Origin of the sequence: Sedimentitalea nanhaiensis DSM 24252, assembly GCF_000473225.1 — a bacterium.
In the GTDB taxonomy this organism is placed as follows: domain Bacteria; phylum Pseudomonadota; class Alphaproteobacteria; order Rhodobacterales; family Rhodobacteraceae; genus Sedimentitalea; species Sedimentitalea nanhaiensis.
In genome coordinates this window covers 562,635-586,395 of record NZ_KI421509.1, presented here as the reverse complement: position 1 = coordinate 586,395, position 23,761 = coordinate 562,635, and the positions used below count along the sequence as shown (strand labels likewise).

At 62.2% G+C, this 23,761-nt stretch carries 28 protein-coding genes and 1 tRNA gene; 11 read left to right on the top strand and 18 right to left on the bottom strand.

What is annotated here, in order from left to right; translation table 11 throughout:
* Positions 1-9: 9 nt before the first annotated feature.
* Both NANH_RS0104470 and NANH_RS0104465 read right to left on the bottom strand, forming a co-directional pair.
* A tRNA-His gene (locus NANH_RS0104470) sits at positions 10-86 on the bottom strand.
* 44 nt (positions 87-130) lie between these two features.
* Positions 131-613 carry a GNAT family N-acetyltransferase gene (locus tag NANH_RS0104465; protein WP_027260946.1) on the bottom strand — a complete coding sequence of 161 codons (483 nt, stop codon included), beginning with the start codon at positions 611-613 and terminating at the stop codon, positions 131-133.
* A 78-nt stretch (positions 614-691) separates the two neighbouring features.
* Here NANH_RS0104465 and NANH_RS0104460 point away from each other — a divergent pair, with 78 nt between their 5' ends.
* The gene (locus tag NANH_RS0104460) at positions 692-898 is read left to right on the top strand and encodes a DUF6324 family protein (RefSeq protein ID WP_027260945.1); all 207 of its coding nucleotides are present in this window, start codon (positions 692-694) and stop codon (positions 896-898) included.
* A gap of 4 nt (positions 899-902) precedes the next feature.
* Here the strand turns inward: NANH_RS0104460 and NANH_RS25465 are convergent, their stop codons facing one another.
* Positions 903-1,379 carry an MmcB family DNA repair protein gene (locus tag NANH_RS25465; protein ID WP_036049425.1) on the bottom strand — a complete coding sequence of 159 codons (477 nt, stop codon included), beginning with the start codon at positions 1,377-1,379 and terminating at the stop codon, positions 903-905.
* A gap of 123 nt (positions 1,380-1,502) precedes the next feature.
* Between NANH_RS25465 and NANH_RS0104450 the strand changes: the two genes are divergently transcribed.
* A complete protein-coding gene (locus NANH_RS0104450; protein WP_027260944.1) occupies positions 1,503-1,823 on the top strand; it encodes an ArsR/SmtB family transcription factor in 321 nt (106 codons plus the stop codon).
* Complete coding sequence (locus NANH_RS0104445; protein WP_027260943.1) at positions 1,820-2,239, top strand: SRPBCC family protein; 420 nt, start codon at positions 1,820-1,822, stop codon at positions 2,237-2,239. Before NANH_RS0104450 ends, NANH_RS0104445 begins: the two co-directional genes overlap by 4 nt.
* 238 nt (positions 2,240-2,477) lie before the next feature.
* Here the strand turns inward: NANH_RS0104445 and NANH_RS0104440 are convergent, their stop codons facing one another.
* The 5 genes from NANH_RS0104440 to NANH_RS0104420 form a co-directional block, all read right to left on the bottom strand.
* On the bottom strand, positions 2,478-2,789 hold the full coding sequence (locus NANH_RS0104440) for a hypothetical protein (protein ID WP_027260942.1): 312 nt from the start codon (positions 2,787-2,789) through the stop codon (positions 2,478-2,480).
* An 89-nt stretch (positions 2,790-2,878) separates the two neighbouring features.
* On the bottom strand, positions 2,879-3,361 hold the full coding sequence (nusB, locus tag NANH_RS0104435) for a transcription antitermination factor NusB (protein WP_027260941.1): 483 nt from the start codon (positions 3,359-3,361) through the stop codon (positions 2,879-2,881).
* On the bottom strand, positions 3,358-3,897 hold the full coding sequence (locus NANH_RS0104430) for a 6,7-dimethyl-8-ribityllumazine synthase (protein WP_027260940.1): 540 nt from the start codon (positions 3,895-3,897) through the stop codon (positions 3,358-3,360). The genes nusB and NANH_RS0104430 overlap by 4 nt, the downstream gene beginning before the upstream one ends.
* 3 nt (positions 3,898-3,900) lie before the next feature.
* A complete protein-coding gene (gene ribB, locus NANH_RS0104425) occupies positions 3,901-5,022 on the bottom strand; it encodes a 3,4-dihydroxy-2-butanone-4-phosphate synthase (RefSeq protein WP_027260939.1) in 1,122 nt (373 codons plus the stop codon).
* A gap of 104 nt (positions 5,023-5,126) precedes the next feature.
* Positions 5,127-5,714, bottom strand: a complete 588-nt coding sequence (locus NANH_RS0104420; protein ID WP_027260938.1) for a riboflavin synthase — start codon at positions 5,712-5,714, stop codon at positions 5,127-5,129.
* Positions 5,715-5,877: 163 nt separating this feature from the next.
* Here NANH_RS0104420 and NANH_RS0104415 point away from each other — a divergent pair, with 163 nt between their 5' ends.
* The 3 genes from NANH_RS0104415 to NANH_RS0104405 all read left to right on the top strand — a co-directional run bounded on the left by NANH_RS0104415 (position 5,878) and on the right by NANH_RS0104405 (position 10,413).
* On the top strand, positions 5,878-7,170 hold the full coding sequence (locus tag NANH_RS0104415) for a capsule biosynthesis protein (RefSeq protein ID WP_027260937.1): 1,293 nt from the start codon (positions 5,878-5,880) through the stop codon (positions 7,168-7,170).
* A gap of 127 nt (positions 7,171-7,297) precedes the next feature.
* Complete coding sequence (locus tag NANH_RS0104410) at positions 7,298-8,395, top strand: polysaccharide biosynthesis/export family protein (protein WP_175543403.1); 1,098 nt, start codon at positions 7,298-7,300, stop codon at positions 8,393-8,395.
* Positions 8,396-8,397: 2 nt separating this feature from the next.
* Positions 8,398-10,413 (top strand): capsular polysaccharide biosynthesis protein, encoded by a 2,016-nt coding sequence (locus NANH_RS0104405; RefSeq protein ID WP_036049422.1) that lies wholly within the window; start codon positions 8,398-8,400, stop codon positions 10,411-10,413.
* On the opposite strand, the gene ribD is transcribed toward NANH_RS0104405, so the two are convergent.
* The 7 genes from ribD to NANH_RS0104370 form a co-directional block, all read right to left on the bottom strand.
* A complete protein-coding gene (gene ribD / locus NANH_RS0104400; RefSeq protein ID WP_281171003.1) occupies positions 10,410-11,507 on the bottom strand; it encodes a bifunctional diaminohydroxyphosphoribosylaminopyrimidine deaminase/5-amino-6-(5-phosphoribosylamino)uracil reductase RibD in 1,098 nt (365 codons plus the stop codon). The two genes, NANH_RS0104405 and ribD, sit on opposite strands and share 4 nt — an antisense overlap.
* Positions 11,504-11,968 carry a transcriptional regulator NrdR gene (gene nrdR, locus NANH_RS0104395; RefSeq protein WP_027260933.1) on the bottom strand — a complete coding sequence of 155 codons (465 nt, stop codon included), beginning with the start codon at positions 11,966-11,968 and terminating at the stop codon, positions 11,504-11,506. The genes ribD and nrdR overlap by 4 nt, the downstream gene beginning before the upstream one ends.
* 123 nt (positions 11,969-12,091) lie before the next feature.
* Positions 12,092-12,532: a secondary thiamine-phosphate synthase enzyme YjbQ gene (locus NANH_RS0104390; protein WP_027260932.1), complete on the bottom strand. Its 441-nt coding sequence runs from the start codon at positions 12,530-12,532 to the stop codon at positions 12,092-12,094.
* On the bottom strand, positions 12,529-12,918 hold the full coding sequence (locus NANH_RS25460) for a hypothetical protein (protein ID WP_139236323.1): 390 nt from the start codon (positions 12,916-12,918) through the stop codon (positions 12,529-12,531). Before NANH_RS25460 ends, NANH_RS0104390 begins: the two co-directional genes overlap by 4 nt.
* Before the next feature lie 43 nt (positions 12,919-12,961).
* On the bottom strand, positions 12,962-13,381 hold the full coding sequence (locus NANH_RS0104380) for a hypothetical protein (protein ID WP_027260931.1): 420 nt from the start codon (positions 13,379-13,381) through the stop codon (positions 12,962-12,964).
* Between the two features lie 95 nt (positions 13,382-13,476).
* A complete protein-coding gene (locus NANH_RS0104375) occupies positions 13,477-13,887 on the bottom strand; it encodes a hypothetical protein (protein WP_027260930.1) in 411 nt (136 codons plus the stop codon).
* Positions 13,888-13,982: 95 nt separating this feature from the next.
* Positions 13,983-15,560, bottom strand: coding sequence for an acetolactate synthase large subunit (locus NANH_RS0104370; RefSeq protein ID WP_245601397.1), 1,578 nt, complete (start codon positions 15,558-15,560; stop codon positions 13,983-13,985).
* A gap of 155 nt (positions 15,561-15,715) precedes the next feature.
* On the opposite strand from NANH_RS0104370, the gene NANH_RS0104365 reads away from it, so the two are divergent.
* From NANH_RS0104365 to NANH_RS0104350, 4 genes are read left to right on the top strand one after another with little or no spacing between them, the layout of a single operon-like run.
* Positions 15,716-16,582 (top strand): FAD binding domain-containing protein, encoded by an 867-nt coding sequence (locus tag NANH_RS0104365; protein ID WP_027260928.1) that lies wholly within the window; start codon positions 15,716-15,718, stop codon positions 16,580-16,582.
* Between the two features lie 4 nt (positions 16,583-16,586).
* On the top strand, positions 16,587-17,066 hold the full coding sequence (locus NANH_RS0104360; RefSeq protein ID WP_027260927.1) for a (2Fe-2S)-binding protein: 480 nt from the start codon (positions 16,587-16,589) through the stop codon (positions 17,064-17,066).
* Positions 17,066-19,315: a xanthine dehydrogenase family protein molybdopterin-binding subunit gene (locus NANH_RS0104355; protein WP_027260926.1), complete on the top strand. Its 2,250-nt coding sequence runs from the start codon at positions 17,066-17,068 to the stop codon at positions 19,313-19,315. The genes NANH_RS0104360 and NANH_RS0104355 overlap by 1 nt, the downstream gene beginning before the upstream one ends.
* Complete coding sequence (locus tag NANH_RS0104350; RefSeq protein WP_027260925.1) at positions 19,308-19,553, top strand: MoaD/ThiS family protein; 246 nt, start codon at positions 19,308-19,310, stop codon at positions 19,551-19,553. The genes NANH_RS0104355 and NANH_RS0104350 overlap by 8 nt, the downstream gene beginning before the upstream one ends.
* Before the next feature lie 5 nt (positions 19,554-19,558).
* Here NANH_RS0104350 and NANH_RS0104345 read toward each other — a convergent pair whose 3' ends face one another.
* Positions 19,559-20,179, bottom strand: a complete 621-nt coding sequence (locus NANH_RS0104345) for a glutathione S-transferase family protein (protein WP_027260924.1) — start codon at positions 20,177-20,179, stop codon at positions 19,559-19,561.
* Positions 20,180-20,373: 194 nt separating this feature from the next.
* Here NANH_RS0104345 and NANH_RS0104340 point away from each other — a divergent pair, with 194 nt between their 5' ends.
* Positions 20,374-20,583, top strand: coding sequence for an SHOCT domain-containing protein (locus tag NANH_RS0104340; RefSeq protein WP_027260923.1), 210 nt, complete (start codon positions 20,374-20,376; stop codon positions 20,581-20,583).
* A 76-nt stretch (positions 20,584-20,659) separates the two neighbouring features.
* Here NANH_RS0104340 and NANH_RS25455 read toward each other — a convergent pair whose 3' ends face one another.
* Together NANH_RS25455 and NANH_RS0104330 are read right to left on the bottom strand one after the other, a co-directional pair.
* A complete protein-coding gene (locus NANH_RS25455) occupies positions 20,660-22,000 on the bottom strand; it encodes a peptidoglycan-binding domain-containing protein (RefSeq protein ID WP_036049419.1) in 1,341 nt (446 codons plus the stop codon).
* A gap of 190 nt (positions 22,001-22,190) precedes the next feature.
* A complete protein-coding gene (locus tag NANH_RS0104330; RefSeq protein ID WP_036049417.1) occupies positions 22,191-23,759 on the bottom strand; it encodes a formylglycine-generating enzyme family protein in 1,569 nt (522 codons plus the stop codon).
* Positions 23,760-23,761 lie beyond the last annotated feature (2 nt).

Sequence of the window (23,761 nt, the reverse complement as noted above, 5' to 3'; positions counted from 1 at the left end):
GCAGGAGGGTGGTACCACCTCCCCGGCTTGAACGGGGGACCTCCTGATCCACAATCAGGCGCTCTAACCAACTGAGCTAAGGCGGCACACAGGCGCGATTTAGACAACCAACAGTCTGATTGCAAGAGCCTTATAGGTCAACCCTCCAGCTTTGTTCGACCAAATCGACGCCGAAAGAGTGAACTGGCCGGCTTTCCAGCAAGTGCCAGCCACTCGCCGCATACAGCGCACAAGCCGCACGATGGCTTTCATGGGTCCACAGCCGCATATCGGCGTATCCCGCGTCTCGGGCGAAGGCCATACAGGTCGTCAACATGCGCTTGCCCAATCCCCGGCCGCGCGCCTGCGGTGTCAGCAGAAACATGCGCAGTTTGGCCGTCGTCGGCCCCTGCCCGACACAGAATATGCTTCCCAACCGTTGTGCGCCCCGACAGGCGATCCAGCCCCGTTCGCGAACCGGGTCGTGATGGTCAATGAAATCCGCAAGAATGTCATTCACCAGCCGACCGAAACTGTCGTCAAAACCCTCGTCACGGGCATAATGGATGCTGTGTTGCTCGCCCAGCCAGGGCGCATCGTCGGGCCGGAACCGACGCAGAGAAACATCTGTCATGGTGCCGATATTACGCCACAAAGCTTGATTCTCAACCATTGCCAAGCTAGCAGAGTCGCTCAGTCACGGAGAGACCCCATGGGCATCAACACCGAGCGCGACATCGAAGCCAATATGCAGATCGGGCCTACCGACGCAGGCATGGTGCGGATCTTTATAGAATCCCAGGGCATCGAGGTGCCCATGGATTTTGATCCTGAAGAAGCCGAAGAGATTGCCGAAGAACTGCGCGTCGCCGCGGCGCAGGCCCGCGCAGTGGAACAGAAGCAACCGCGCAAACGCTGAACCGTCAGTCCGCAGGCGCATCTGGAAGGCAAAAGGCACTGACACCGGGATCGCGCAGACTGTGCAGGCGGCGCGCGGCATGGGTTGCAAATTTGTGAATCATCATCTTGCGCCGAGCGGCGGCCAGCTTGTGTTCCGGTGCCATGCGGATGATCTCGGCGTCATAGGCGTCGGCGATCATCAGCCCCGTTCCCTCGGGTAGCAGATCGGCGGGAAAGTCCTGATCCACGGCCCAGAAGTACCGGTCGCACCACGCCAGATACCCCTGCCATTTTCTGTCGGTCTGAAAATCCGCGCGGCTGGATTTACATTCGATCACCCACAATTCGCTCTTGGGACCCAGCCCCAACACATCGACGCGCAATCCCCGCGTCGGGACAAATTCCTCAACCGACACATATCCATGCCCACGCAGCAGACGACAGACACCACGGGCCAGCATCTGGCCGGGTTTGGTGGTATTCAGCGTATAATCTGCCATGATCAAATCATGAACACTTCATGAACGTCTTGCAAGCCGCTTGTTCTTTGCAACCGGTCCGTTGACACGATACCTTATGGTATCGTAAATGAGATACCATAAGGTATCACGTAGGCCCGTTAGATGACCAACAAAACACAATCCTGCTTTCGCGCCCTCGCCGATCCGACCCGGCGTGACATCGTCCGGTTGCTGGCCCAATCCGACATGACAATCGCACAGCTAACCGACCGGTTCGACATGACGCGCGCCGCCGTCAAAAAGCATCTGACCGTGCTTTCGGACGGAGGTCTGATCACCGTGCATCCGCGCGGACGTGAACGACTCAATCGCCTGAACCCTGCCGGCATCACACCCATTCTGGACTGGCTGGGCTATTTCGACCGGTTCTGGGACGACCGCCTTGCCGATTTGAAATCTGCCATCGAAAAGGATACGATATGACCGAAACGATCATTCAAAAGTCCATCTATCTTAGGGCGATGCGCGAACAGGTCTGGGACTTTCTGGTCGATCCCAAAAAGCTGAGTTCGTGGTTCAACCGCCCGAACGCACGCCTGCAGCAAGATCAACCGTTGGAGATGTACGGGGCTCAGAGCGGCGACACCATCATCTGGGGCACGGTAACAGCCGAACGCCCGCCGGAATATCTGGAGTATACTTTTGTCGTGAAACCGATGGGCGATACCGTCAGCGTCGTGAAATGGACGCTGACCCAGGTGCCGGGGGGGACCCGCCTGTCGCTTGAACATTCCGGACTTCCGCAAGGCACCGAGGCATTTGGCTTGCTGCTTTCGCTGGACAAAGGCTGGGAGGAACACCTGACCAGGCTGCGCGCCGATCTGAGCGAAATATCATAAACCCCAAACCATCAGATACCCCTTGCCGGATCCGTCGCTTGCGCCTATCTCAGGGGGGTGACGGGTTCTGCCCTGCTTGTGAACGGTAGCATTCCAGTGGCCTTAAGCAATTCCTAGGGGGCTGGCTCTGTCCGGACCTTGGTCCAGTTACCTGGCACCCACCTGTACATACAGGTCCTCGGGAATCAAAACCACACGGTTGTTTGGTGGTCCCGTCACGCTTTCCCTTGCTCTTGCGTCAGCGCCGTTTCGGCTTTTTTGCCGCCGCGTGGACGGGAATCGCCTTAAATTCATGCACCGCTGGGGTTCCGCCGCGGCCAGTGTCCGGCTTTTCCGCCAACGCCATCACCGCCCAGGCAAATTGAACGCCCGCAAAAACGATGCCGTGCATGAACCACAACAGAAAGACGGCCAGAATCCCGGCATCGGAATGGCTGACCAGCGCCCACAGACCCATTACGTTGAACCACAGCAGCATCGCCACAAAAGCCGCTGCAATCGCAAAGCCGATAGCGACGTTTCGGATATACAGTTTGACCAGTTTAGGCATGGCACACCTCCTACATGCCTAATCTAGCATGTGAGCCGCCTGGGTCCATGAGCCAGGACGGATTTAACGGCAAATGTCGGCCAACCGCGTCAGAATGCCTCGGGTTTAGCCTCACGTGCCATGTGATCCAGCACCGCGTTGACAAATTTTGGCTCCTTGCCCTCGGGAAAGAAGGCGCGGGCAATGTCGACATATTCAACAATCACCACCTTGGGCGGTGTATTTCCGTTGGTCAGTTCGGCCCCGGCGGCGCGAAACAGGGCACGCAGTGTCGGATCGATACGCGCAATCGGCCATTTTGCCACCAGCGCCCGGTCGGTCCTCTGGTCGATCGGCGCCTGATAGTTCACCGCGTCTTCGACCAGCTGACGAAACAGTTTGATATCGCCATCAACCATTTCGTCGCCCTCATAGACCGCGCCGAACCGATGTTTCAAAAACTCGGCCACCACCTGATCGCTGGTTTGCGCACTCTGTTCCATCTGAAACAGCGCCTGCACCGCGTAAAGGCGGGCGGCGGATTTCATCTTGCGTTTCTGATTGCCCGACAGGGCGGTGTTCTGCGTGCTCATGCGGTTGAGGATCCGTCGTTTTGCTCTGCCAGCAGGATCGTGTTGAACCCGACCCCCTTGCTTTGGCCGCCCCACTTACGGGCCAAAGCGATCAGATGCAAGGCGGCTGCGGCAGCCCCGCCGCCTTTGTTCATCTGCTCTGTATCGGCACGGACCTCAGCCTGTTGCCGGGTCTCGACCGTCAGGATTCCGTTGCCGATGCACAGGCCCTGCAACCCCATCAACTGGATCGCCCGGCTGCTGTCGTTGCAGACCGTGTCATAATGGGTGGTTTCGCCCCGGATCACGCAGCCAAGCGCCACATATCCGTCGAAATTCGATTTGCGGTCCGCAATCGCGATTGCCGTTGGCACCTCGAGCGCGCCCGGCACTTCGACCAGATCCCAACTGCCGCCCGCCGCCTCGATCTCGGCCTTTGCTCCGGCCACAAGATCGTCGGCGATGTCCTTGTAGTAGGGAGCCACCACGATCAACAGCTTGACCGGCTTGTCAAACGCGGCACGCGGCAGGGTGTAATGGGTTTCGTGTCCGGCCATGGTTCAGTCCTCCGACAGGATCGGGCGAGTCCCGGAAATGGACAACTCGTAGGCGTCCAGCCCGAGATAACGGGTTTGCGGAGAATCGGTCAGCAGAATCAGATCGCGCAATCCGAGGCGCGACAGGATCTGCGCCCCCAGACCGGTTTGCTTGATGGTGCGCGGGCCTTCATCCTCGGCTGCGTAAAGCGCATGGCGCGGCTCTCGGAACAGGCAGACAACGCCGCGCCCTTCCTCGGCAATAAGCTCCATCGCGCGGGGCAACTCGCGCGCCGATTTCGGCCCAAGGCCCAAAACATCCGATGCCTCGTGCAGCGCATGGGTGCGCACCAGAACCGGATCGGGCGTGCCGATATCCCCCTTGATCAGGGCCACGTGCTCGACCCCGTGGGTTTGGTCGGTAAAGATCCGCATGTCCCACTCGCCGCCGAATTCCGAATGAACCGACTTCTGGCCGGTCTGGACCACCAGGTTGTCGTTAATGCTGCGATAGGCAATCAAATCGGAAATGGTGCCGATTTTCAGACCATGCCGGTTGGCGAATTCAATCAGTTCCGGCAGCCGCGCCATGGTGCCATCGGCGTTCATGATTTCACAGATCACCCCGGCAGGCTTCAGCCCGGCCAGACGCGCGATATCGACTGCCGCTTCGGTATGACCGGCACGCACCAGCACCCCACCCTTGCGGGCGCGCAGCGGAAATATGTGACCGGGGGTGGCCAGCTGGGCCATCGTGTTCTGCTCGTTGATCGCAATCGCCACCGTGTGTGCCCGGTCGGGGGCCGAGATACCGGTGCTGACCCCTTCGCGCGCTTCGATGGACACGGTGAACGGGGTTTCATGCCGGGACGAGTTATTGACCGCCATCATCGGCAGCCCCAGATGATCGACCCGCTCGGAGGTCATCGGCAAGCAGATCAGACCGCGCCCATGGGTCGCCATAAAATTAATCGCGTCGGCCGTGGCAAACTCGGCGGCAATGACCAGATCGCCTTCGTTCTCACGGTCTTCGTGATCAACCAGGATAAACATCCGACCCTGGCGCGCGGCCTCGATGATGTCCTTGATCGGCGAGATGGCGGCGCGCAGGTCGTTTTCGACCGGGCCGGGTGTTGCAAAGCTCATGAGGCAGACTTTCCGGTCACTAAAGAGTTGCGCGCCAGATACCGCAGGCAGACGCCAAATGCCAGTCCCGGCGCAATGCGATCAGGTCATACCCGCAACCGCTTTCAGACGGCCTCGTTCAACCGCGCCACATAGCGTGCCAAGGTGTCGATCTCCAGATTGACCATATCACCCAGAGACACATCGCCCCAGGTCGTGACCTCTTTTGTATGTGGGATGAAATTGATGCCGAATTCACATCCTTCAACCTCGTTCACCGTCAGGGACGTGCCGTTCAAGGCGACCGAACCCTTTGGCGCGATGAACCGGGCCAGGTCGTTCGGGGCACGCAGGGTGACGCGGGTGCTGTCCCCCTCGTCGACGATGCCGACCACCTCGGCCACCCCATCCACATGACCGGACACGATATGGCCGCCCAACTCGTCTCCGACCCGCAACGCGCGCTCCAGGTTCACCCGTTTACCCGGCGCCCAGACCCCCAGATTGGTCTTGGCAACGGTTTCGGCGCTGACCTGCACATCATACCAGCCTTCTCCCAGGGCGATCACGGTCAGGCAAACCCCGTCGCTGGCAATCGAGGCCCCGATGTCGATACCGGCCGTGTCATAGCCGGTGCCGATCCGAACCCGCAGATCACCCTCTTGCTGCACATCCTTAATCTCGCCGATATCGGTGATGATGCCGGTAAACATGGCGCTGCCCCTTTCGCGATCGCTTTCCGCCCTGTGACGTAAACAGCGCAGCCCGGAACGGCAAGTCCCCCGTTTCGGCTGAATGTCTTGGCGCGTCAGCGATTTGATCAGACTATCGTGACAGTCAAGCGGCATCCGCAATTCCGCGCAAGAAGGAGCCGACATGCCCCCCAGGGTCAGCCCATCCCGGATGTTCCTGTTCTTGCAGGGACCGCATGGCCCGTTCTTTGGGGCGTTGGCGCGGGCGCTGCTGCGCACCGGCGCTGGTGTCTGGCGCGTCGGCTTTAACGCCGGAGACGGTGCGTTCTGGCCGAAGGCAGCGGCGTACATCCCCTATCGCGGGGCGCTTCAGGATTGGCCAAAGGCGGTCGAGACCCTGTTTGCTGAGCGCGGGATCACCGATATCGTGCTGTACGGCGATACCCGCCCGGTACATGCCATGGCCATCGCGGCGGCCCGGCGGCGCGGCATCACGGTACATGTGTTTGAAGAGGGCTATATGCGCCCCTATTGGGTGACCTACGAGCGCGAAGGCTCAAACGGCCATTCCCGTCTGATGCGGTTGACGGTCAAGGACATGCAAGCCGCGCTTGCACGCGCGGGATTGGACACGCCACTGCCGCCTGCGCATTGGGGCGACATGCGTCACCACATGTTCTATGGCGCATTGTATCATTGGTTCGTAATGTTCCGAAATCAGGGATATCGAAACTTCCGGCCCCACCGCGCCCTCAACGTGCGACAGGAATTCCGCCTGCACCTGCGCCGCCTGCTGCTGCTGCCCATACACGCGCTTGACCGGCGCATCGCCACATGGCGCATTCGGCGCGGCAGCTATCCATATCACCTGGCCCTGTTGCAGCTGGAGCATGACAGCAGCTTTCAGGCACATTCGCCTTTTTCCAGCATGACCGACTTTCTGGACGAAATCATCACCGGCTTTGCCAGTGGCGCCCCCATGCACCACCACCTTGTCATCAAGGCACACCCCCTCGAAGACGACCGCACGCCGTTACGCCAGTATCTGCGCCAGCTGGCGCATGCGCACGGTCTTCAGGGGCGCGTACATTTCATGCGCGGCGGCAAACTGGCACCGCTGCTGGACGATGCGCGGTCGGCCGTGACCGTAAATTCGACCGCCGGACAACAGGTTCTTTGGCGCGGCCTGCCGCTGCGCGTATTCGGCGCCGCAGTCTATGACAAACCCGAACTTGTGTCCCGTCAGCCCCTGGCGGAGTTCTTTGCCAATCCGTACCGTCCCGATATCGGCGCATACAAGGATTTTCGCCAATTCCTGTTGCAAACCAGCCAGATACCGGGCGGGTTCTACTCGGCCCGCGGGCGGCGGCAATTGCTGCGCCATGTGGTCGATCCGATGTTGGCCAAACAGGATCCATATGCCGCCGTGACTCGACCAAACCTGACGCTCATACAACCCTTGCGCGAACTCCGTTAGGCTAACCGTCCCGAATCGCTGGAAATTTACTCGATTTGCAGATATTCACGTTGCAAGACCGCCGCCTAGAATGACAGGTCGAGGAGACTGAGCAGTGAAAACCGTTTCTTTACGCTGGGTTAAACCCATGGTCGTGCTGGCTGTGGCTGGTTTGTCCGCCGCGTGTACGCTGCCGCAGGTTGGCCCCAGCAAGAACCAGATCCAAAAGGGCTCAGTATCCGAGCAGGGCAATGCCTTTGTCGTGCCCGTGAATGACCATGTCGCGCGCGCCACTGCAGTGGTGCCGACATTGGGATTTTCGAACGCTTTCTCAACGGCACCGCAACTGACCTCGGATACGATCCGACCGGGCGATGTTTTGGGCCTGACTGTCTGGGAAAACGTCGATGACGGCCTGCTGTCCGGCGAAGCGACCAATGCGACCATGCTGGAAGAGGTGCAGGTCGACAGTTCCGGGTTTATCTTTGTGCCCTATGCCGGACGTGTTCGGGCCGCCGGCAACACACCGAACGAACTGCGCGAGATGATTACCGAAAAACTGCAGGACCAGACTCCGGATCCGCAGGTGCAGGTAAGGCGCATCGCCGGTGATGGCTCGACCGTGTCGCTGGTCGGATCGGTCGGTGCCCAGGGCGTCTATCCGATCGAACGCCCCACCCGTACCCTGTCGGCGATGCTGGCCAAGGCCGGTGGTGTGATCATCGAGCCCGAGATCGCGCAGGTCACCGTGATCCGCGGAAATCAGCGCGGCAAGATCTGGTTTCAGGATCTGTTTTCGAACCCCCGTCTGGACATCGCATTGCGCGGCGGTGACAAGATCCTGGTGGAAGAGGACACCCGATCGTTTACTGCTGTGGGTGCCACCAGCCAACAGGCCCGCGTGCGCTTTGAATCCCAAGACCTTTCGGCGATCGAAGCGATTGCGCAGGTCGGCGGCCTGATCTCGACCTCGTCGGACCCGACCGGTGTGTTCATCTATCGCCAGGAGCGCGCCGATATCGCGCAACAGGTGTTGGGTCGCAATGACTTGCAAGGCCCCCAGCGCGTCGTCTATGTGCTGAATCTGAAAGAGCCAAACGGCATGTTCGTGGCCCGAGAGTTCATCATTCGCGATGACGACACGATCTATGTCACCGAAGCGCCCTACGCCCAGTGGACCAAGTCGATTTCCCTGATCGCGGGCGGTCTGACTCCCTTCGCCAACGTGGCCACCCTGACACAATAGGGATGGCAACTTCCCGCATCGACGGATCTGCCATAGGCCAACGACACCGGGTTTTTGTCTATAACGCCGGGTTTGTGACGCAATCACGGATCCGCCGTATCCTTTCATTGGCCGGCTACGACATTCGTCTGGGTCTGCCCGGCACGGGCGATCTGGTCGGGGTCTGGGGAAACAGCCCGACTGCGCACCGGGGGCATGGGGTCGCAGCCCGTCGCAAGGTACCCTTGCTGCGCATCGAAGACGCCTTTCTGCGTTCGATCCGACCGGGGCGCGCTGGCGAGCCGCCCAGCGGGCTGGTGCTGGACCGCTCCGGAGTGCATTTCGACGCCACGCATCCTTCCGATCTGGAACGGCTATTGGCTACCGCCCCTCTTGATGACACCGCGCTGCTGGATCGCGCCCGCGCCGCCATCACACGCTTGTGCGAAGGGCACCTGAGCAAATACAACGCTTTCGATCCCGCAACGCCCGGACCCGATCCGGGCTATGTACTGGTGATCGATCAGACCCGTGGCGATGCCTCTGTCACAGCCAGCGGTGGCAATGACGCGCTGTTTCGCGAAATGCTTGTGTTTGCGCAAGAAGAACATCCCGGTTCCCGGGTCGTGATCAAGACCCATCCCGAGACCGTTGCAGGATTTCGCCCAGGTTACTTCACCGCCGGGGATGCCAACGATCGCATCAGCCTCGCAACCGATCCGCTCAGCCCGTGGGCTTTGCTGGAAGGGGCCGTTGGCGTCTATACCGTGTCGTCCCAGATGGGGTTCGAAGCGATCCTTGCCGGGCACAAACCCCGGGTCTTTGGCCAGCCTTTTTATGCGGGATATGGGCTGAGCGTGGATCAGAACCCGGTGCCCCGGCGCACGCGCAACCTGACCCGGGCGCAACTGTTTGCCGCAGCCATGATCCTTTATCCTACCTGGTACGACCCGTTTCGCGACCGGCTTTGCGAACTGGAAACGGTGCTGGACAACCTCGAAGCGCAGACGCGCGCCTGGCGACAGGACCGCAACGGCTGGGCCGCCGCCGGTGTCAGCCTGTGGAAACGCGGCGCGATGCAGCAGATGTTCGGGCAGCAAAAACCGGTGCGGTTCGTATCCGCCACACCACGAACCGGCGCGCCCGCGTCACTGGTCTGGGCCAGCCGCGCCGATCCGCAGCTGGTCGCCACACGGGTCGAGGACGGCTTCCTGCGTTCGCGTGGACTGGGGGCCGATCTGGTGCCGCCGCTGTCGCTGGTGATCGACGATCTGGGCATCTATTACGATCCGGCCCGCCCCAGTCGACTCGAGCAACTTATCGCACAGCGCAGCACGCTGCGCCCGGATCAGCGCCGCCGTGCCGAACGGCTGCAAGCCATCCTGGTCGATAGCGGACTCAGTAAATACAATCAGGGCCGCACCCCGCCGGACCTGCCCAAAGGTCACCGTATCCTGGTTTCCGGGCAGGTCGAGGACGATGCCTCTATCCTGACGGGCGCAGGCCGCGTGCGCAGCAACGCGGCCTTGCTGCAGGCGGTGCGCGCCGCGCATCCGGAGGCCGTGCTGATCTATAAACCCCACCCGGATGTCGAAGCCGGGTTGCGCCCGGGTGCGGACCCTGCGCATCTGGCCGATGTGATCGTCACCCAGGCAGATCCGGCACTGTTGTTGCACGCGGTGGACGAGCTCTGGACAATGACTTCTCTGCTTGGCTTTGAAGCCCTGTTGCGCGGGGTTCCCGTCACGGTTTTGGGCGCGCCGTTTTTTGCCGGTTGGGGTCTGACCACCGATCTGGGCACGGTGCCCGCACGCCGCACCGCGCGGCCCGATCTGGCGGGGTTGCTCCATGCGACCCTGATCGACTATCCGCGATATCTGGATCCGGTCACCGGAAAGATCTGCCCGGTCGAGATTGTGGCCGAACGCCTGGCCTCGGGCGCCCTGCCCCGGCGTGGGCTGGCAAATCGCGGGCTGGCAAAACTGCAGGGGGTATTTGCCACTCAGGCTCACCTGTGGCGGCGACAGACACGAGGCTAAAACGCGCGGCGCCAGCGATGCAGGATGTCCGGCCCTATGGCCCGCGTCTCAATCAACTCGAATCTGGGCGCAGCCTCAAGGCTGTCCAGCCCCAGCGCCCCGATCGCGGGCAGACCCTCGGCCCCTATGGTCAGCCCGGCCGTGAACCCGACGAGTTCGTCCACGATATCGGCCGCCAGCAACGAGCCCGCCAGCGAACTGCCGCCTTCGCAGAACACACGGGTCAGACCCGCCTGCCCCAGCTGTGCCAGGATGTCCGCCGCATTCAGCCGAAGCCCATCCAACGCGCAAGGAAGCAGTGTCGCCCCCAGTTCCTGCCAGGCTTTGACGCGCTCGCCATCGACCGCCTCGCCATGGCAGATCCACAGCGGGATGTCCCTGGCAGACCGCGCCAGTTGCCCCAGCAGGGGCAGTTCCAGATGGCGCGACACCACCACGCGCACCGGCTGACGTGCGATCCCCAGATCGCGAACGGTCAGCGACGGATCGTCGGCGCGCGCCGTCCCCGCCCCCACCATGACGGCGTCATGACGCGCCCGCATCCCGTGAACCGCGCGGCGCGCCTGTGCTCCGGTGATCCACTGGCTCTGGCCCGACGCGGTGGCGATGCGCCCGTCAAAGCTGTTGGCCAGCTTCAGGGTGATCAGCGGCCGACCCTGTTCGGTCCGCAGGAAAAACCCGGCATGATCCTGCGCCGCCCGATCGGCCAGAACGCCAGTGGTGACGGCAACCCCATCTTTGCGCAGCGCCTCAAATCCCTGCCCTGCAACCCGCGCATCAACGTCCTGAAACGGCGCCACGACACGGGCTATTCCGGCGGCGATCAGCGCGTCGCAACAGGGTGGCGTTTTGCCGTGATGGGCGCAGGGTTCCAAGGTGACATAGGCCGTCGCCCCGCGCGCCAGACCACCTGCCTGTGCAAGGGCGACGGTTTCCGCATGCGGCCGCCCTCCCGGTTGGGTCCAGCCCCGACCGACAATCCGCCCGTCGTTGACCAGTACACACCCGACAGCGGGGTTGGGCCAGCACATCCCCTGCCCGCGCCGCCCCAAGGTCAGGGCCAGCGCCATATAGCGTGTATCGGTTGCGCTCACTCTTGCGGGGGCTGCGGGCGCAGCTCGTGGACAAAGTCCTCGAAATCGTCAGCGGCCTGGAAGTTCTTGTAAACACTTGCAAAACGCACATATGCCACAGTATCGATCCGGGCCAGCGCCTCCATCACGATCTCGCCGATCTTGCTCGACGAGATATCGGTTTCGCCCATGCTTTCCAGACGCCGCACTATGCCAGAAATCATCTGATCGATACGTTCCGGATCGATCGGACGTTTCTGCATCGAGATGCGGATGGACCGCTCCAGCTTGTCGCGATCGAAATCTTCGCGTTTGCCGCTGGACTTGATGACCACCAGATCCCGCAGCTGCACCCGCTCGTAGGTGGTAAACCGTCCGCCACATGCCGGACAGAACCGTCGCCGCCTGATCGAAACGTGGTCTTCGGCAGGCCGGGAATCCTTGACCTGTGTGTCGATGTTTCCGCAAAACGGACAGCGCATCAGCCGTTCCCCTTTTATGTTCCGCCACGTGTTGTGCGCGCTCTGGCTCACTTATCCAGAACTATAGGCGAGCCTCTAGAGTTTGGGTAGGGGTGAATTGTCACCGCTAGATGCAGGAGTTGCTCAGCTCAGATGTGCCGCGACCCTGCGGCGATGGGGGGCGTCGCGATGCTCAAACAGATAGATGCCTTGCCAGGTGCCCAGAACGGGCCGACCATCCGCGACCGGAATCGACAGGCAGACCGGCAACATGGCCGCCTTGATATGTGCGGGCATGTCATCGGGGCCTTCATAGGTATGGCGCAGATAGGCCATGCTGGGGTCCGTGCTGGGCGGAGCCAGCCGCCTGAAAAAGGCGGCGAGATCTCCCTGAACTTCGGGGTCGGCATTTTCCTGAATCAACAGCGAACACGACGTGTGTCGTACAAACAGTGTCAGCAACCCGTTCCGATCCACGCCGCCGCGCACCCAGCGGGTGACCTCGGTGGTGAAATCGTACAATGCCGCCCCCGAGGTCTGAATGACAAATTCGGTCTGCCTCGGGGGCGACTCGCCAGAGGTCACCCGCCAGGCGCCTTGTTTGTCAGGCAGTAGTCAAACGCCATCGCGGCGCTGATGTTTTCACCCACGCGGGTGACCGACAACAATCCAATGGTCTGATTTTTGACATTGGCGGGAGCCTGAACCGAAAACTGAACCGCCGACTTGCGGTCGGTGGTTTGCGCCTCGGCCCGCCCCCGCACAATATAGATGCGCTGACCCAATGGCAGCGAAAGAACCCGCCGGGCATAGTCGCCTGCGGCGCACCAATAGTCCACATTGGCCGATCCGGATTGTCCGACCACTTCGAAAACAGCGTCGCGCACCGGATTGACCCGCAGATTGTTCCAGGCCGTCCATGCGGACCCCGCCTCCGGAAGCAAGGCCAGACACATCGCTCCAGTTGCCATGCCGATCCTGTACATGCCCGCTACCTTCCGAAAATGAGCCGGTTTACCACCGGCGGTAGAACTCGTCGCCATCGGCTTGATAGCAATACCATACCGCCGTATGCCGCGCCAGATTGTCTCCGGCGGCCTTGACCGACAGGGACAGCGGGGTGTCGGTATCGGCCCCCGGAGGCGGCGACAACGCGAACTGGACTGCCTTGCGGCCCGGCCGGGTTACGCTGGGTCCGATACCGCGCCAGATGTAAATACGTTCCGCCGCCGGCACGCCCATCACCCGCTGCGCGAAATCGCCGGCCCCGCACCAATAATCCCAGGCCGCCGACCCAACCCGGCCAACCACCTCGTAAACCCCATCCGAAACCGGAAACACCTCGTGCCGGTTGATCGCCCACCAGGCCGAGGCCCAGGTCGGGCTGACCACCACGGCTGCCGCCAGTGCAAGCTTGCCAAAATATGCCATCATTATCCTCTCAACCTGTCAGTGCCCGATCACTGCAACCACTCCAGCCTAGCACAGGGGCCACTTCCTTGTCAGGATTCCGTGTAACTTGCCCAGTGTCAGAATGGCACCTGTTTCTGACAATAGTAAAACCCCTGCTGCACGGTCATGCTCTCGCCGACCTTCATGGAATTGATGCTCAGGGACGACTCGGTTGGCGTGATCCCCGCCGCTTGTGGATCCAGCGTGAACTGAACCGCCGAACGCTTGTTCATGGTTTCACTTGGCCCCATGGCGCGCGCAACGTACACGCGGGCCTGCCAGGATGCTTTCAACGCGCGCTGCGCATAGTCCGCCGCGCCACACCAATACAGATCACCGCCACCACCGCTGCGGGGCACCACCTCAAACACTGCCGCATTGACCGGATTGACACGCACGCCGCTGCGGCTGGTAAAGGCCTGGGCCAGAACGGGCTGGATCGCAGCCAATCCCGCAACCAGGACCATGCCATATATTCTTGGTTTCATTTTACCCTCTTTTCTGCTGGCACCGTGACCTAGCGTGGCCCGGCATCTCGACCATAACCGGTCACGCCAAGTTTATCGTGTGACCGACCGTTTGCCTACATGACCGCTTCTATCAGACAAGGCCCGTCGGACTCCAATCCGGCCTGTACCGCCTGCGCCAATGCCTGCGTTTCATCCACCCGGAAGCCCTCGACACCCATGCCGCGCGCCATCTGAACCCAACCCAGATCCGGACGGTTCAACGACAGCATGTCAACCGCACGCGGCCCCGGATTCCGCACCCCGACATTGGTCAATTCGCCGCGCAGAATTTCATAGCTGCGATTGGAAAAGATCACGATGGTAACGTCTTGCTGCTCGCGCGCCATGGTCCAGAGCGCCTGAACCGTATACATTGCGCTGCCATCGCCGATCAGCGCCAGAACCTTGCGGTCCGGGCAAGCAGTCGCCGCTCCTACGGCCACCGGCAGACCGAACCCGATGGAGCCGCCGCAATTGTTCAGCCAGGTATGCGGTGGCGCCCCGGCGGTTGCAGGAAAAAACGCACGACCGGTCGTAACGGATTCGTCCACCACGATAGCGTTTTCGGGCATCACCCGGGCCAGCACCGCCGCGATGGTTTCCGGCGTGATCGCCCCCTGCGGCACCGTCGTCTCCTGGCGCGACGAGACATGCGCCGCAGTCAGATCGCTTGCGGCCAGCCCGTCGCACAACATACCAAGTACGCCGGTCAAATCGTCTCCGGCCCCTGCAAGGGGTACGATCTGCGCATCCTTGCGGGTCAGAACCGCCGGTTTGCCCGGATAGGCAAAGAACCCGATCGGCGCACGCGCCCCGGCCAGAACGATGCGCCGATACCGGTGCAGAACCTCCAGAGCCATGTCGATGGGATATGGCACCTTGCCGACAGACACCCGCCCGGCTCCGCGCTCCATCCGGGCGTTGGACCATTCCGACAGCAGCGCACAGCCGGTGCGGGCCGCGATTCGCCCGGCAAGCTCCAGATTCTCTGCAGTCAGCGCCGCACCGCCCAGCAGCAACAGGCTGTCCGGCCCATCCAGCGCACCAACGGCCTGATCGACCAGATGATCCGCGACCTGTGACCGCGGCGCTGGCGGCAGCGGCTCGGCCACCGGGCCACCGGGGTTCCACGCGGTGTCGCTGGGCAGGATCAGCGTCGCCACCTGCCCCGGCGGAGTCATCGCCGCCTGCACCGCCCGCGCCCCGTCATCCGCGACATCCGTCGCCAGGACTGACGCCTGCACCCAATGCGAAACCGGCCGCGCGATTCCCGCGATGTCCGACATCAGGGGCGCATCCAGTTCCACATGGCTGGCCGCATGTTCGCCGACGATGTTGACCACACCGCTGCCTGCCTTCTTGGCGTTGTGCAGATTGGCCAGCCCGTTGGCCAGCCCTGGCCCCAGATGCAGCAGCGTGCAGGCCGGTTTCCCCGCCATGCGGTAATACCCATCTGCCGCACCCGTGGCGACACCTTCAAACAGCGCCAGAACCGAACGCATGCCCGCGACATGATCCAACGCGGCGACAAAATGCATCTCCGAAGTTCCGGGATTGGAAAAACAGGTGTCCACACCGCTCGCGATCAGCGTCCGCACCAGGCTTTCGGCCCCGTTCATCGGTGTGGGCGAGGTTTCGGATCTAACTGTCATGGCTACCTGACTCCTTGTAATTTGCCCGACCCTAGGCCGCGCCGCTGGCCCGATGCAATCGTGTTCGATGAGGGCGGGTTCGCGTGATCGGGGTGGTTGCCGTTCCCATCTCTATCTGAAACAGTTGGCCAGCCAGTCACGCGTGAGGAGACCACATGCAATACCACACCCCGGCCAGCTTTGAAGACGCCGCCGCGATTGCCGCACAAGCCGATGGCGTTACCCGCTTTTTGGCAGGCGGAACCGATGTTCTGGTCCAGCTGCGCGCCGATATCGTCACGCCGGATACGCTGATCGACATCAAGGGAATCACCGGCACCAGGGACATCGCCCGCAACCCCGATGGAAGCTGGCAGATCGGCATCGCCGTCTCCGGTGCGGAAATGACCGAACATCCCGCATTGGGACGTGACTGGCCCGGCGTGGTCGAGGCCACCGACCTGATCGGATCGACCCAGGTTCAGGGCCGCTGCACGATGGTTGGCAACCTGTGCAACGGCTCGCCCGCCGCTGACGCAGTCCCGGCCATGGTCGCGGCTGGCATCACCGTAACCGTTACCGGCCCCGATGGCACCCGCGATGTGGCGGTCGAGGACATCCCTACCGGTCCCGGCAAGACCAGCCTCGCCAAGGGCGAGCTGATTTCCGCCGTGCACATCCCGGCGCGCGGCGATCATGGCGGCGACGCCTATCTTCGCTTCATCCCACGCACCGAAATGGACATTGCGGTTGTCGGCGCTGCCGTGAACCTGCGGCTTGAGGGCGACACCATCACCGAGGCGCGCGTGTCCCTTGGCGCGGTCGCCCCGACCGTGTTGCTGGTGCAAGAGGCGGCCGACGCGATCATTGGAACCACGCTGGATGACGCCGCTTTGGCAGCTCTTGCACAGGCCGCCAGAGATGCCTGCAAACCCATCGACGACAAGCGCGGCACCATCAAGTTCCGCACCCATGTGGTCGGTGTTCTGGCCCAACGCGCCGCAAAAATCGCCTATGAACGCGCCCAGAAGGCAGGGAAATAGACCCATGAGCAAGATTCACGTCACAACCACCGTCAATGGCGACGAGGTCGAATTTCTGTGCGATCCGCGCGAAACCGTTCTGGACGTTCTGCGCGACCGTCTGGGCATGACCGGCACCAAGGAAGGCTGCGGCACCGGCGACTGCGGGGCATGTTCGATCACTCTGGACGGGCGACTGGTCTGTTCCTGTCTGGTGCTGGGGGTCGAGGCCGAAGGGCGCGAGATCGCCACTGTCGAGGGCATCGCAACCGGCGAAGACCTGCACCCGCTGCAACAGAAGTTCATCGAATATGCCGCCCTGCAATGCGGCATCTGCACGCCGGGTATTCTGGTCGCCACCAAGGCGCTGCTGGAAAAGAACCCGGATCCGACCGAAACCGAAGTGCGGTACTGGCTGGCGGGCAACCTCTGCCGCTGCACCGGTTATGACAAGATCATCCGCGCCGTGATGGACACGGCAGCGGACATGCGGGAGGCATCGTAATGGCACTGGACAACACGAAATCCACCGGTTTCACCCATGTCGGGACCACGCCGGATCGCCCCGATGGCGTGGACAAGGTCACGGGCCGCGCCCGTTTTGGCGCGGATATTACCGCGCCCGGCATGCTGCATGCCGCCATCGTCCGCAGCCCCCATGCCCATGCGCGCATCAAGCGGATCGACACCAGCAAGGCCGAGGCTCTGGCCGGCGTCAAAGGCGTGGTCACCCGCGCCGATTTCGCCACCGGATTGACTGGCGAAAACTGGAATATCCTGGAAAACGTCATGGCCGGGGACACTGCCCTGTATGACGGTCACGCCGTGGCAGCGGTGGCCGCAACCAGTTCGCTGATCGCGCGCGACGCCGCCAAGCTGGTCGTGGTCGAATACGAACCGCTGCCCCATGTCACCGACGTGGACAAGGCCATGGCCGCGGACGCTCCGGTGATCCGCGAAGGGGCCGCAGATACATCCGTGCCCAAGGGGCTGCATCCCAACGTCGTGCGCTATCACGAAAGCGGGCATGGCGATGTCGAGGCCGGTTTCGCCGAAGCCGATCTGGTGGTCGAGGATCATTTCAAGACCGAGGCCACCCATCAGGGGTATATCGAACCGCATGCCTGTCTGGGCACACTGGGCGGTGACGGCAAGGGCGAGCTGTGGTGCTGCACCCAGGGCCACTGGAACGTACAAAAAATCTGTGCCGCGCTGCTGGGGCTGGAAACCGCCAACCTGCGTGTGACAGCCAGCGAAATCGGCGGTGGTTTTGGCGGCAAGACCGCCGTGTTCATCGAGCCCGTCGCGCTGGCGCTGGCCCGCAAGACCAACAAACCGGTCAAGCTGGTCATGCCGCGTGCCGATGTGTTCAAAGCCACCGGTCCCACCGCGTCAACCTCGATGGACATCAAGATCGGCATGAAAAAGGACGGCACCATCACCGCCGCGCAGGGCACCTTCCGTCTGCAGGGCGGCGCCTTTCCCGGTGCGCCCTGCGAATTCACCGCGATGTGCGCCTTTGCCCCCTATGCGCTGAAAAACGTGCGCCAGGTCGGCTATGACGTGATGAGCAACCGCCCCAAACAGGCGGCTTACCGCGCGCCCGGCTCGCCCATGGCCGCGTTTGCAGTCGAGTCCGTGATTGACGAGCTGTGCAACCGGCTGGATCTGGACCCCATCGAGACCCGCCTGAAAAACGCGTCCAAAAAAGGCACCAAAGCCAGCTTTGGCCCGACCTTCGATCGGATCGGCCTGGTCGAAACCCTGGAAGCCGCCAAGGCGCATCCGCATTATTGCGCCCCGCTGAAACCCGGCCAGGGGCGTGGGATTTCCTGTGGGTTCTGGTTTAACCACGGCGGAGAAACCGCTGTTTCTCTTGCGCTTTCCGAAGATGGAACCGCACAGCTGGCTGTTGGAACTCCGGATATCGGCGGCAGCCGGGCGTCAATGGCGCTGATGGCCGCCGAAGAATTGGGTATTCCGTACGAAAACATCCGCGTCACCATCGCCGACACCGCCACGCTGGGGTATAACGAGGTCAGCCATGGCAGCCGCGTGACCTATGCCAGCGGTCTTGCGACCATCCAAGCGGCCCGCGACGCGGTGAAAAAGCTGTGCGGACGCGCGGCGGCCAAATGGGGCATCCCAGAAGATGCGGTGAAGTGGGAAAACGGCTGTGCCGTGCCCTCCGGCCCCAACGCAGGCGATTTCGATCCGCTGCCAATTGCCGAGATCACCAAGCGGATGGGCGCAACCGGCGGGCCGATCGTGGGCCATTTCGAAGCCACCCCCGAAGGTGCGGGTGTCAGCTTTGCCACCCATATCGTAGATGCCGAGGTCGATCCCGAAACCGGCAAGACCTCCGTGGTGCGCTATACCGTGGTGCAGGATGCGGGCAAGGCGATCCACCCGACCTATGTCGAGGGCCAGTTCCAGGGCGGCGCGGCGCAGGGCATCGGCTGGGCGCTGAACGAGGAATATATCTATGGCGAAGACGGACGGTTGCAGAACGCGCTGTTCCTGGACTACCGCATCCCGGTGGCCAGCGATCTGCCGATGATCGACACCGTCATCGTCGAAGTGCCCAATCCGGGCCATCCCTACGGGGTGCGCGGGGTCGGTGAAACCTCGATCTGCCCGCCGCTGGCGGCGATTGCAAACGCGGTGTCCGCCGCCGCCGGGGTGCGGCTGCGGCAACTTCCGATGTCCCCACCGCGCATTCTGGAGGCGTTGGAGCAGCAACGGAATGGTTGAGGTCAACCTCTGGTCCGGCCTGCGCGCCCTTGCCGATGGCAAGGACAAGGTCGAGATCGAGGCAACAACAGTCGGCGAGGTCCTGTCGGGCCTCGTCAAAGCCCATCCCGGCCTTCAGGACGCAATCGACGCGGGCGTGTCGGTCGCGGTGGACGGGCGCGTGATCGCCAGCAGCCTGACCGAGCCGGTTGCCCCGGACAGCGAGGTCTTTCTGATGCAGCGTCTCAAGGGCGGCTGACCCGGTCAGGCGAAAGCATAGCCTCCGCCGCGTTCCAGCGCGCGTTCGAAACCTGGCCGCGCGTGGATCTGCGCGACGAATGCGGCCAGCTTCGGGTGCGCATCCCCCCGGCCCTGCCGCACGGCGACCTCGGCGGGAAAGCTCATCATGATGTCCACCGCAGACAGCTCATCCAGAACGAAATGCCCGGACGGTCGCAGGACGGTTTCCATGTAATTGAAATGGCTGTCCAATTGGTGCTCGATTCGTGGCCCCAAAGGCGCGCCCGCCGCTCCGAGCCGCCCCACATAGAGCGCCAGAAGGATGGGCGTCATCGCCGAGCCTTCGGCAAAATGCATCAACTCTTGATGGCTGATCCAATCGTCGCTGTCCGCAGCAGGGATCATATGCGCACCATAGCGCGTACAGAGGTATTCCACGATGGCACCGCTTTCGGTAATCAGCCGCCCCTTGTCCTCGATCATCGGTGACTTGCCCAAAGGATGCACCTGCAACAACTCTGGCGGTGCCAGGTTGGTTTCGGCATCGCGTTGATAGGATTTCAAATCATAGTCCAGCCCCAGCTCCTCCAGCAGCCAAAGGATGCGTTGCGAGCGCGAGTTGTTCAGATGGTGGACGATCAGCATGGCGTTTCTCCGCAAAGACGTTGAAGTCACTCTGACCGTTTCAAACCGAAAAGACCAGATTCCGAACCGCCCTCGGACCGTGCGGGACATCGGCAACGCCTGCTCCGTTTGCGCGTGCCCCCTGGTCATGCGGGTTGACGACAAAATTGGCTGCGGTACTGATGTGTCGACAGTGCGACAAACAAGGAAACAACATGAAACGCATCGCTATCGGCAGCCTTCTTATTCTGTCTCTGATCGCGGTCTCCGCCTGTAGTGGCGGTGGGGCAAAAACCACCAACACCATCAGCACCGCAACCACGGGTCAGGAACTGACCGATCTCAAGGCGGCGCTGGACGCGGGGGCAATCACCGAAAGTGAATATGAAAAGAAGCGCAAGGAAATCCTGAAAAGAAAAGGCTAGCCCGCGCCCCAGGCCATTCCCGCAAAAAATCCCCGGCCCGCCCTCGCGCGCCGGGGATTTTTTTCGCGGCCGGCGCTCAGTTGCTCGACGGGGTCGTCGGGAATATCGGCAGGGCCGAGACTGCGCCAGAGGGCGAACTGCCCCCTTGCATCGCATCCCGCAGAACCGCCACCCGGTCCGAGGACTGCCCAAGAACCGCGGTTCCGCCCCCGGCCAGTGCGTTCAGTGCCATGTTCATCCATGCACCGGATTTCTGAGCCGACGCTTGCGCGGCACCAAAGCCTTCGCGCATGTGGTGGCTGACCATTTCTCCATATCCGGTCTGCCCGGCCGACACCAGCAACACGGATGAGGCCAGCGCCATTGCCGCATTATCGGTGCGATAGCCGACCCCCAGACACACCTTTCCAGCCGAGATCAGCTGATCCATCGGGCGACCGGATCCCTCTAAAAAGGCAGAAGTGTCAGCGATCACCTGATTTGGGGTTTCCGTCTCCAGCGCAACCATTTGCGGCGCGATGGCTTGTGCCAGCCCTTCGCATTGCTGGGTAACCTGCGCATCGGTCATGTTTGGAATCGTGGATACGATCGACGTGCTTTCCGCCATTGCATGGGTGCGCGCCAGACAGAACTGCTCGTTCAACGCGAATTCCGCATCGCTGATCCGACCCCCAGTGGCGATACCGCCATTGGCCGCGGTCAGAACGTTGATTTCGTTGCAATGCTCGTTCACCGAGCGCGGCACCTGACCAAAGGTGAATTGCGGCAGAGCGGCGGTATCAGCCCGTGCCGTGACCGGCTCGGGTTGAACCGGGGCCGGGGCCGGCGCCGCCACCGGAGCCGGAATTGGGGCTGGTGCCGGGATTGGCGCAGGAGCCTGCACCGCTGCTGTCTGAACATTGGCGTTCATGTTCGGGGTGGCAATACCGAGCTGTTCGTTGCGATAGGTACGCAGCAGGCCGTTGTACCCCTGACTGGCGACGATCTGGTTATAGGGCGGCACGCTCGAACTGGCCAAGGACCGCTGATAACTGCCCAGCAGAAAGTCCTTTTCATACCCGTCCAGGTACCCGTCCGGCTGATATCCCATATCCGCCTGATAGCGGGAAATGCCCGCGCGGCTCTGACGGCCCAGAGACCCGTCCACGCTGCCCACATGATAGCCGAAATAGTTCAGCGCCGTTTGCACCTGCCGGTTCTCGGCCCGCTGCGCGGACGACACACCGCTGCTATAGGTGCGGCGCGTGGTCGTGGTGGTGCGCTTGCGTTGTTTGTTCTTATGAACCTCATTGACGATGATCCCCCCCAGCAGGGCACCCCCCAGCAAGGCCGCCGCGTCATTGGCCTGGGCCCGCTGAACGGGGACCGCGATCAGGCTGGCGGCAACCAGAGATGTACAGATTTTTCGTGCAAACATTTTTTTACCCTCACTTGAAACCATGTTGCCGGTCCGATCCAGCGGTCCGGCGGTTCTGTGTCAATGGAATACTGAATGATATTATACCAGCCCAACACCCAACCGTATAGTTGTCAAGATTGACGGCGGTTTTTGGCCGCCTCGGGGCCGTCAAATGGCGGGATTGTGAATTCTGCCTTTGCCAGGCGGCTCAATCCAACGCCGACTTCAACAGATCCGCGGGGCTGATATCGGGCCGCGCCGCATAGACCGCCAGATCCGCCCAGAACCGTTCCAGTGTTTGCAGGGTCTGTGTGCGCCCCGACAACGACAGTTCCTCGCGCAGCACGTCATAGGCGGCCTGGCGCTCGGAGGCGCCGATATCGGTGGTCAACGTCTCCAGCGCGGCGCGCAGGGACAGCAGATAGGTCGATTGAACCTGCCGCATCTGCTTGATCTCGGCGACGTGTTTCTCGACCTGCCGACCATAGACCCGGCTGTTGTTTCCAGCCCGTTGCAAATCGATCAGCAGGCGGATGTTTCCCGCCTTGTTTTCGATGTCTCCGGCATTTTCATCCAGCGAGTCGACAAACACCGCGCCGGCCAGCAGGGTCGAGCGTGCCGATTGCTGCAAGGCTGTCTGGGTCCGGTCCCGCGAGCGGCGGAATTCCAGTTTCAGGTCATCCAGCGCCGCCTTGCGCCGGGGGTCGACTTCGGCTTCGATCAGACGGGTGATCTCGGCCACGGGATCAACGGTCGGCTCTGCTTTCTCGCCCCCCGAGCCCGCCATTTCAACCCAGCGATCCCGGATCTGGCGCAGCCGGTCATCCGAGGTGGCGATATGCGATGCCAGCACCAACCGCAGGCCAAAGGTCGCGCCCTGCAGAGGGCCGCCGGTGGCCCAGTCATACGGCGGATATTCGGTGCGTTGCGCGCTGTAGATCTGATCGGCGGTGGACAGAACCGAGCCGCCACGGGTGACGATCCCCCCCACCTGCCCGCCCGCGCGGCCGATAGCATTCAGCCGGAATGGCTCCAGCATCAGCTCTTCGGCATTGCCATACACATCAAACAGGCCCAGCGGATTGGGCTTGCGCAGCCCGATCGGCCCCAGCTTGCCACGCGACGACCCTGCCGCCTGGAACCGGGCATAGGCCCGCAGGTCTCCGGCACCGAAAAACGTCAGCCCGGGAAACTTGGTGGCATCAATCCGCGCTCCGCCCCGTGTGGCATATTCCCATTCGGCCTCGGTCGGCAGCCGCACGAACCCGATGGCCTCGCCCGCGCGCGGCATCCGATCCGGGGCGTTCCGGAACAACCATTGCGAATAATCCCGCGCCAGCCCCACCGCATCGAACCAGCTCAGTCCACCCTGCGCGACCCGGTCGGCCCGTGTCGGCGGCGCACAATCGCCGGTCAGCGCGCGATATTGGCCCCGGGTCAGCTCATATCGCGCGATATAGTAATGGGTGCTGCCCGTATCCGTACCGCTCTCCGCATCGCTGAACGGCCCGCGCAGATAGGCCGGCAACAGATAGTCGGAATAGCCCGTCTGATCCAGCGACTGGCCCAACCGCACCCGCCGGTCCGCCAGCGGATCATCCGTATCCACAGGTACGCTGACTTTCTGAAAGGCCATCGCGACACCGCAGGGCATCGGCAGGATCAGATCGGCAGGATCATCCGCATGGGCGGGGTCGATCAGGTCCAAGGGCCAATCCGACTGCGCCGCAACCGGGGCCGCGCAAGACAGCAACAGCATCGTTAACCAGAACCGCATTT

What these genes read in the sequence shown, in the direction of transcription:
- NANH_RS0104465 (WP_027260946.1), bottom strand. Translation starts at nt 613, where the DNA reads ATGACAGATGTTTCTCTGCGTCGGTTCCGGCCCGACGATGCGCCCTGG.
- NANH_RS0104460 (WP_027260945.1), top strand. Translation starts at nt 692, where the DNA reads ATGGGCATCAACACCGAGCGCGACATCGAAGCCAATATGCAGATCGGG.
- NANH_RS25465 (WP_036049425.1), bottom strand. Translation starts at nt 1,379, where the DNA reads ATGGCAGATTATACGCTGAATACCACCAAACCCGGCCAGATGCTGGCC.
- NANH_RS0104450 (WP_027260944.1), top strand. Translation starts at nt 1,503, where the DNA reads ATGACCAACAAAACACAATCCTGCTTTCGCGCCCTCGCCGATCCGACC.
- NANH_RS0104445 (WP_027260943.1), top strand. Translation starts at nt 1,820, where the DNA reads ATGACCGAAACGATCATTCAAAAGTCCATCTATCTTAGGGCGATGCGC.
- NANH_RS0104440 (WP_027260942.1), bottom strand. Translation starts at nt 2,789, where the DNA reads ATGCCTAAACTGGTCAAACTGTATATCCGAAACGTCGCTATCGGCTTT.
- nusB (WP_027260941.1), bottom strand. Translation starts at nt 3,361, where the DNA reads ATGAGCACGCAGAACACCGCCCTGTCGGGCAATCAGAAACGCAAGATG.
- NANH_RS0104430 (WP_027260940.1), bottom strand. Translation starts at nt 3,897, where the DNA reads ATGGCCGGACACGAAACCCATTACACCCTGCCGCGTGCCGCGTTTGAC.
- ribB (WP_027260939.1), bottom strand. Translation starts at nt 5,022, where the DNA reads ATGAGCTTTGCAACACCCGGCCCGGTCGAAAACGACCTGCGCGCCGCC.
- NANH_RS0104420 (WP_027260938.1), bottom strand. Translation starts at nt 5,714, where the DNA reads ATGTTTACCGGCATCATCACCGATATCGGCGAGATTAAGGATGTGCAG.
- NANH_RS0104415 (WP_027260937.1), top strand. Translation starts at nt 5,878, where the DNA reads ATGCCCCCCAGGGTCAGCCCATCCCGGATGTTCCTGTTCTTGCAGGGA.
- NANH_RS0104410 (WP_175543403.1), top strand. Translation starts at nt 7,298, where the DNA reads ATGGTCGTGCTGGCTGTGGCTGGTTTGTCCGCCGCGTGTACGCTGCCG.
- NANH_RS0104405 (WP_036049422.1), top strand. Translation starts at nt 8,398, where the DNA reads ATGGCAACTTCCCGCATCGACGGATCTGCCATAGGCCAACGACACCGG.
- nrdR (WP_027260933.1), bottom strand. Translation starts at nt 11,968, where the DNA reads ATGCGCTGTCCGTTTTGCGGAAACATCGACACACAGGTCAAGGATTCC.
- NANH_RS25460 (WP_139236323.1), bottom strand. Translation starts at nt 12,918, where the DNA reads ATGGCAACTGGAGCGATGTGTCTGGCCTTGCTTCCGGAGGCGGGGTCC.
- NANH_RS0104380 (WP_027260931.1), bottom strand. Translation starts at nt 13,381, where the DNA reads ATGATGGCATATTTTGGCAAGCTTGCACTGGCGGCAGCCGTGGTGGTC.
- NANH_RS0104375 (WP_027260930.1), bottom strand. Translation starts at nt 13,887, where the DNA reads ATGAAACCAAGAATATATGGCATGGTCCTGGTTGCGGGATTGGCTGCG.
- NANH_RS0104370 (WP_245601397.1), bottom strand. Translation starts at nt 15,560, where the DNA reads ATGACAGTTAGATCCGAAACCTCGCCCACACCGATGAACGGGGCCGAA.
- NANH_RS0104365 (WP_027260928.1), top strand. Translation starts at nt 15,716, where the DNA reads ATGCAATACCACACCCCGGCCAGCTTTGAAGACGCCGCCGCGATTGCC.
- NANH_RS0104360 (WP_027260927.1), top strand. Translation starts at nt 16,587, where the DNA reads ATGAGCAAGATTCACGTCACAACCACCGTCAATGGCGACGAGGTCGAA.
- NANH_RS0104355 (WP_027260926.1), top strand. Translation starts at nt 17,066, where the DNA reads ATGGCACTGGACAACACGAAATCCACCGGTTTCACCCATGTCGGGACC.
- NANH_RS0104350 (WP_027260925.1), top strand. Translation starts at nt 19,308, where the DNA reads ATGGTTGAGGTCAACCTCTGGTCCGGCCTGCGCGCCCTTGCCGATGGC.
- NANH_RS0104345 (WP_027260924.1), bottom strand. Translation starts at nt 20,179, where the DNA reads ATGCTGATCGTCCACCATCTGAACAACTCGCGCTCGCAACGCATCCTT.
- NANH_RS0104340 (WP_027260923.1), top strand. Translation starts at nt 20,374, where the DNA reads ATGAAACGCATCGCTATCGGCAGCCTTCTTATTCTGTCTCTGATCGCG.
- NANH_RS25455 (WP_036049419.1), bottom strand. Translation starts at nt 22,000, where the DNA reads ATGTTTGCACGAAAAATCTGTACATCTCTGGTTGCCGCCAGCCTGATC.
- NANH_RS0104330 (WP_036049417.1), bottom strand. Translation starts at nt 23,759, where the DNA reads ATGCGGTTCTGGTTAACGATGCTGTTGCTGTCTTGCGCGGCCCCGGTT.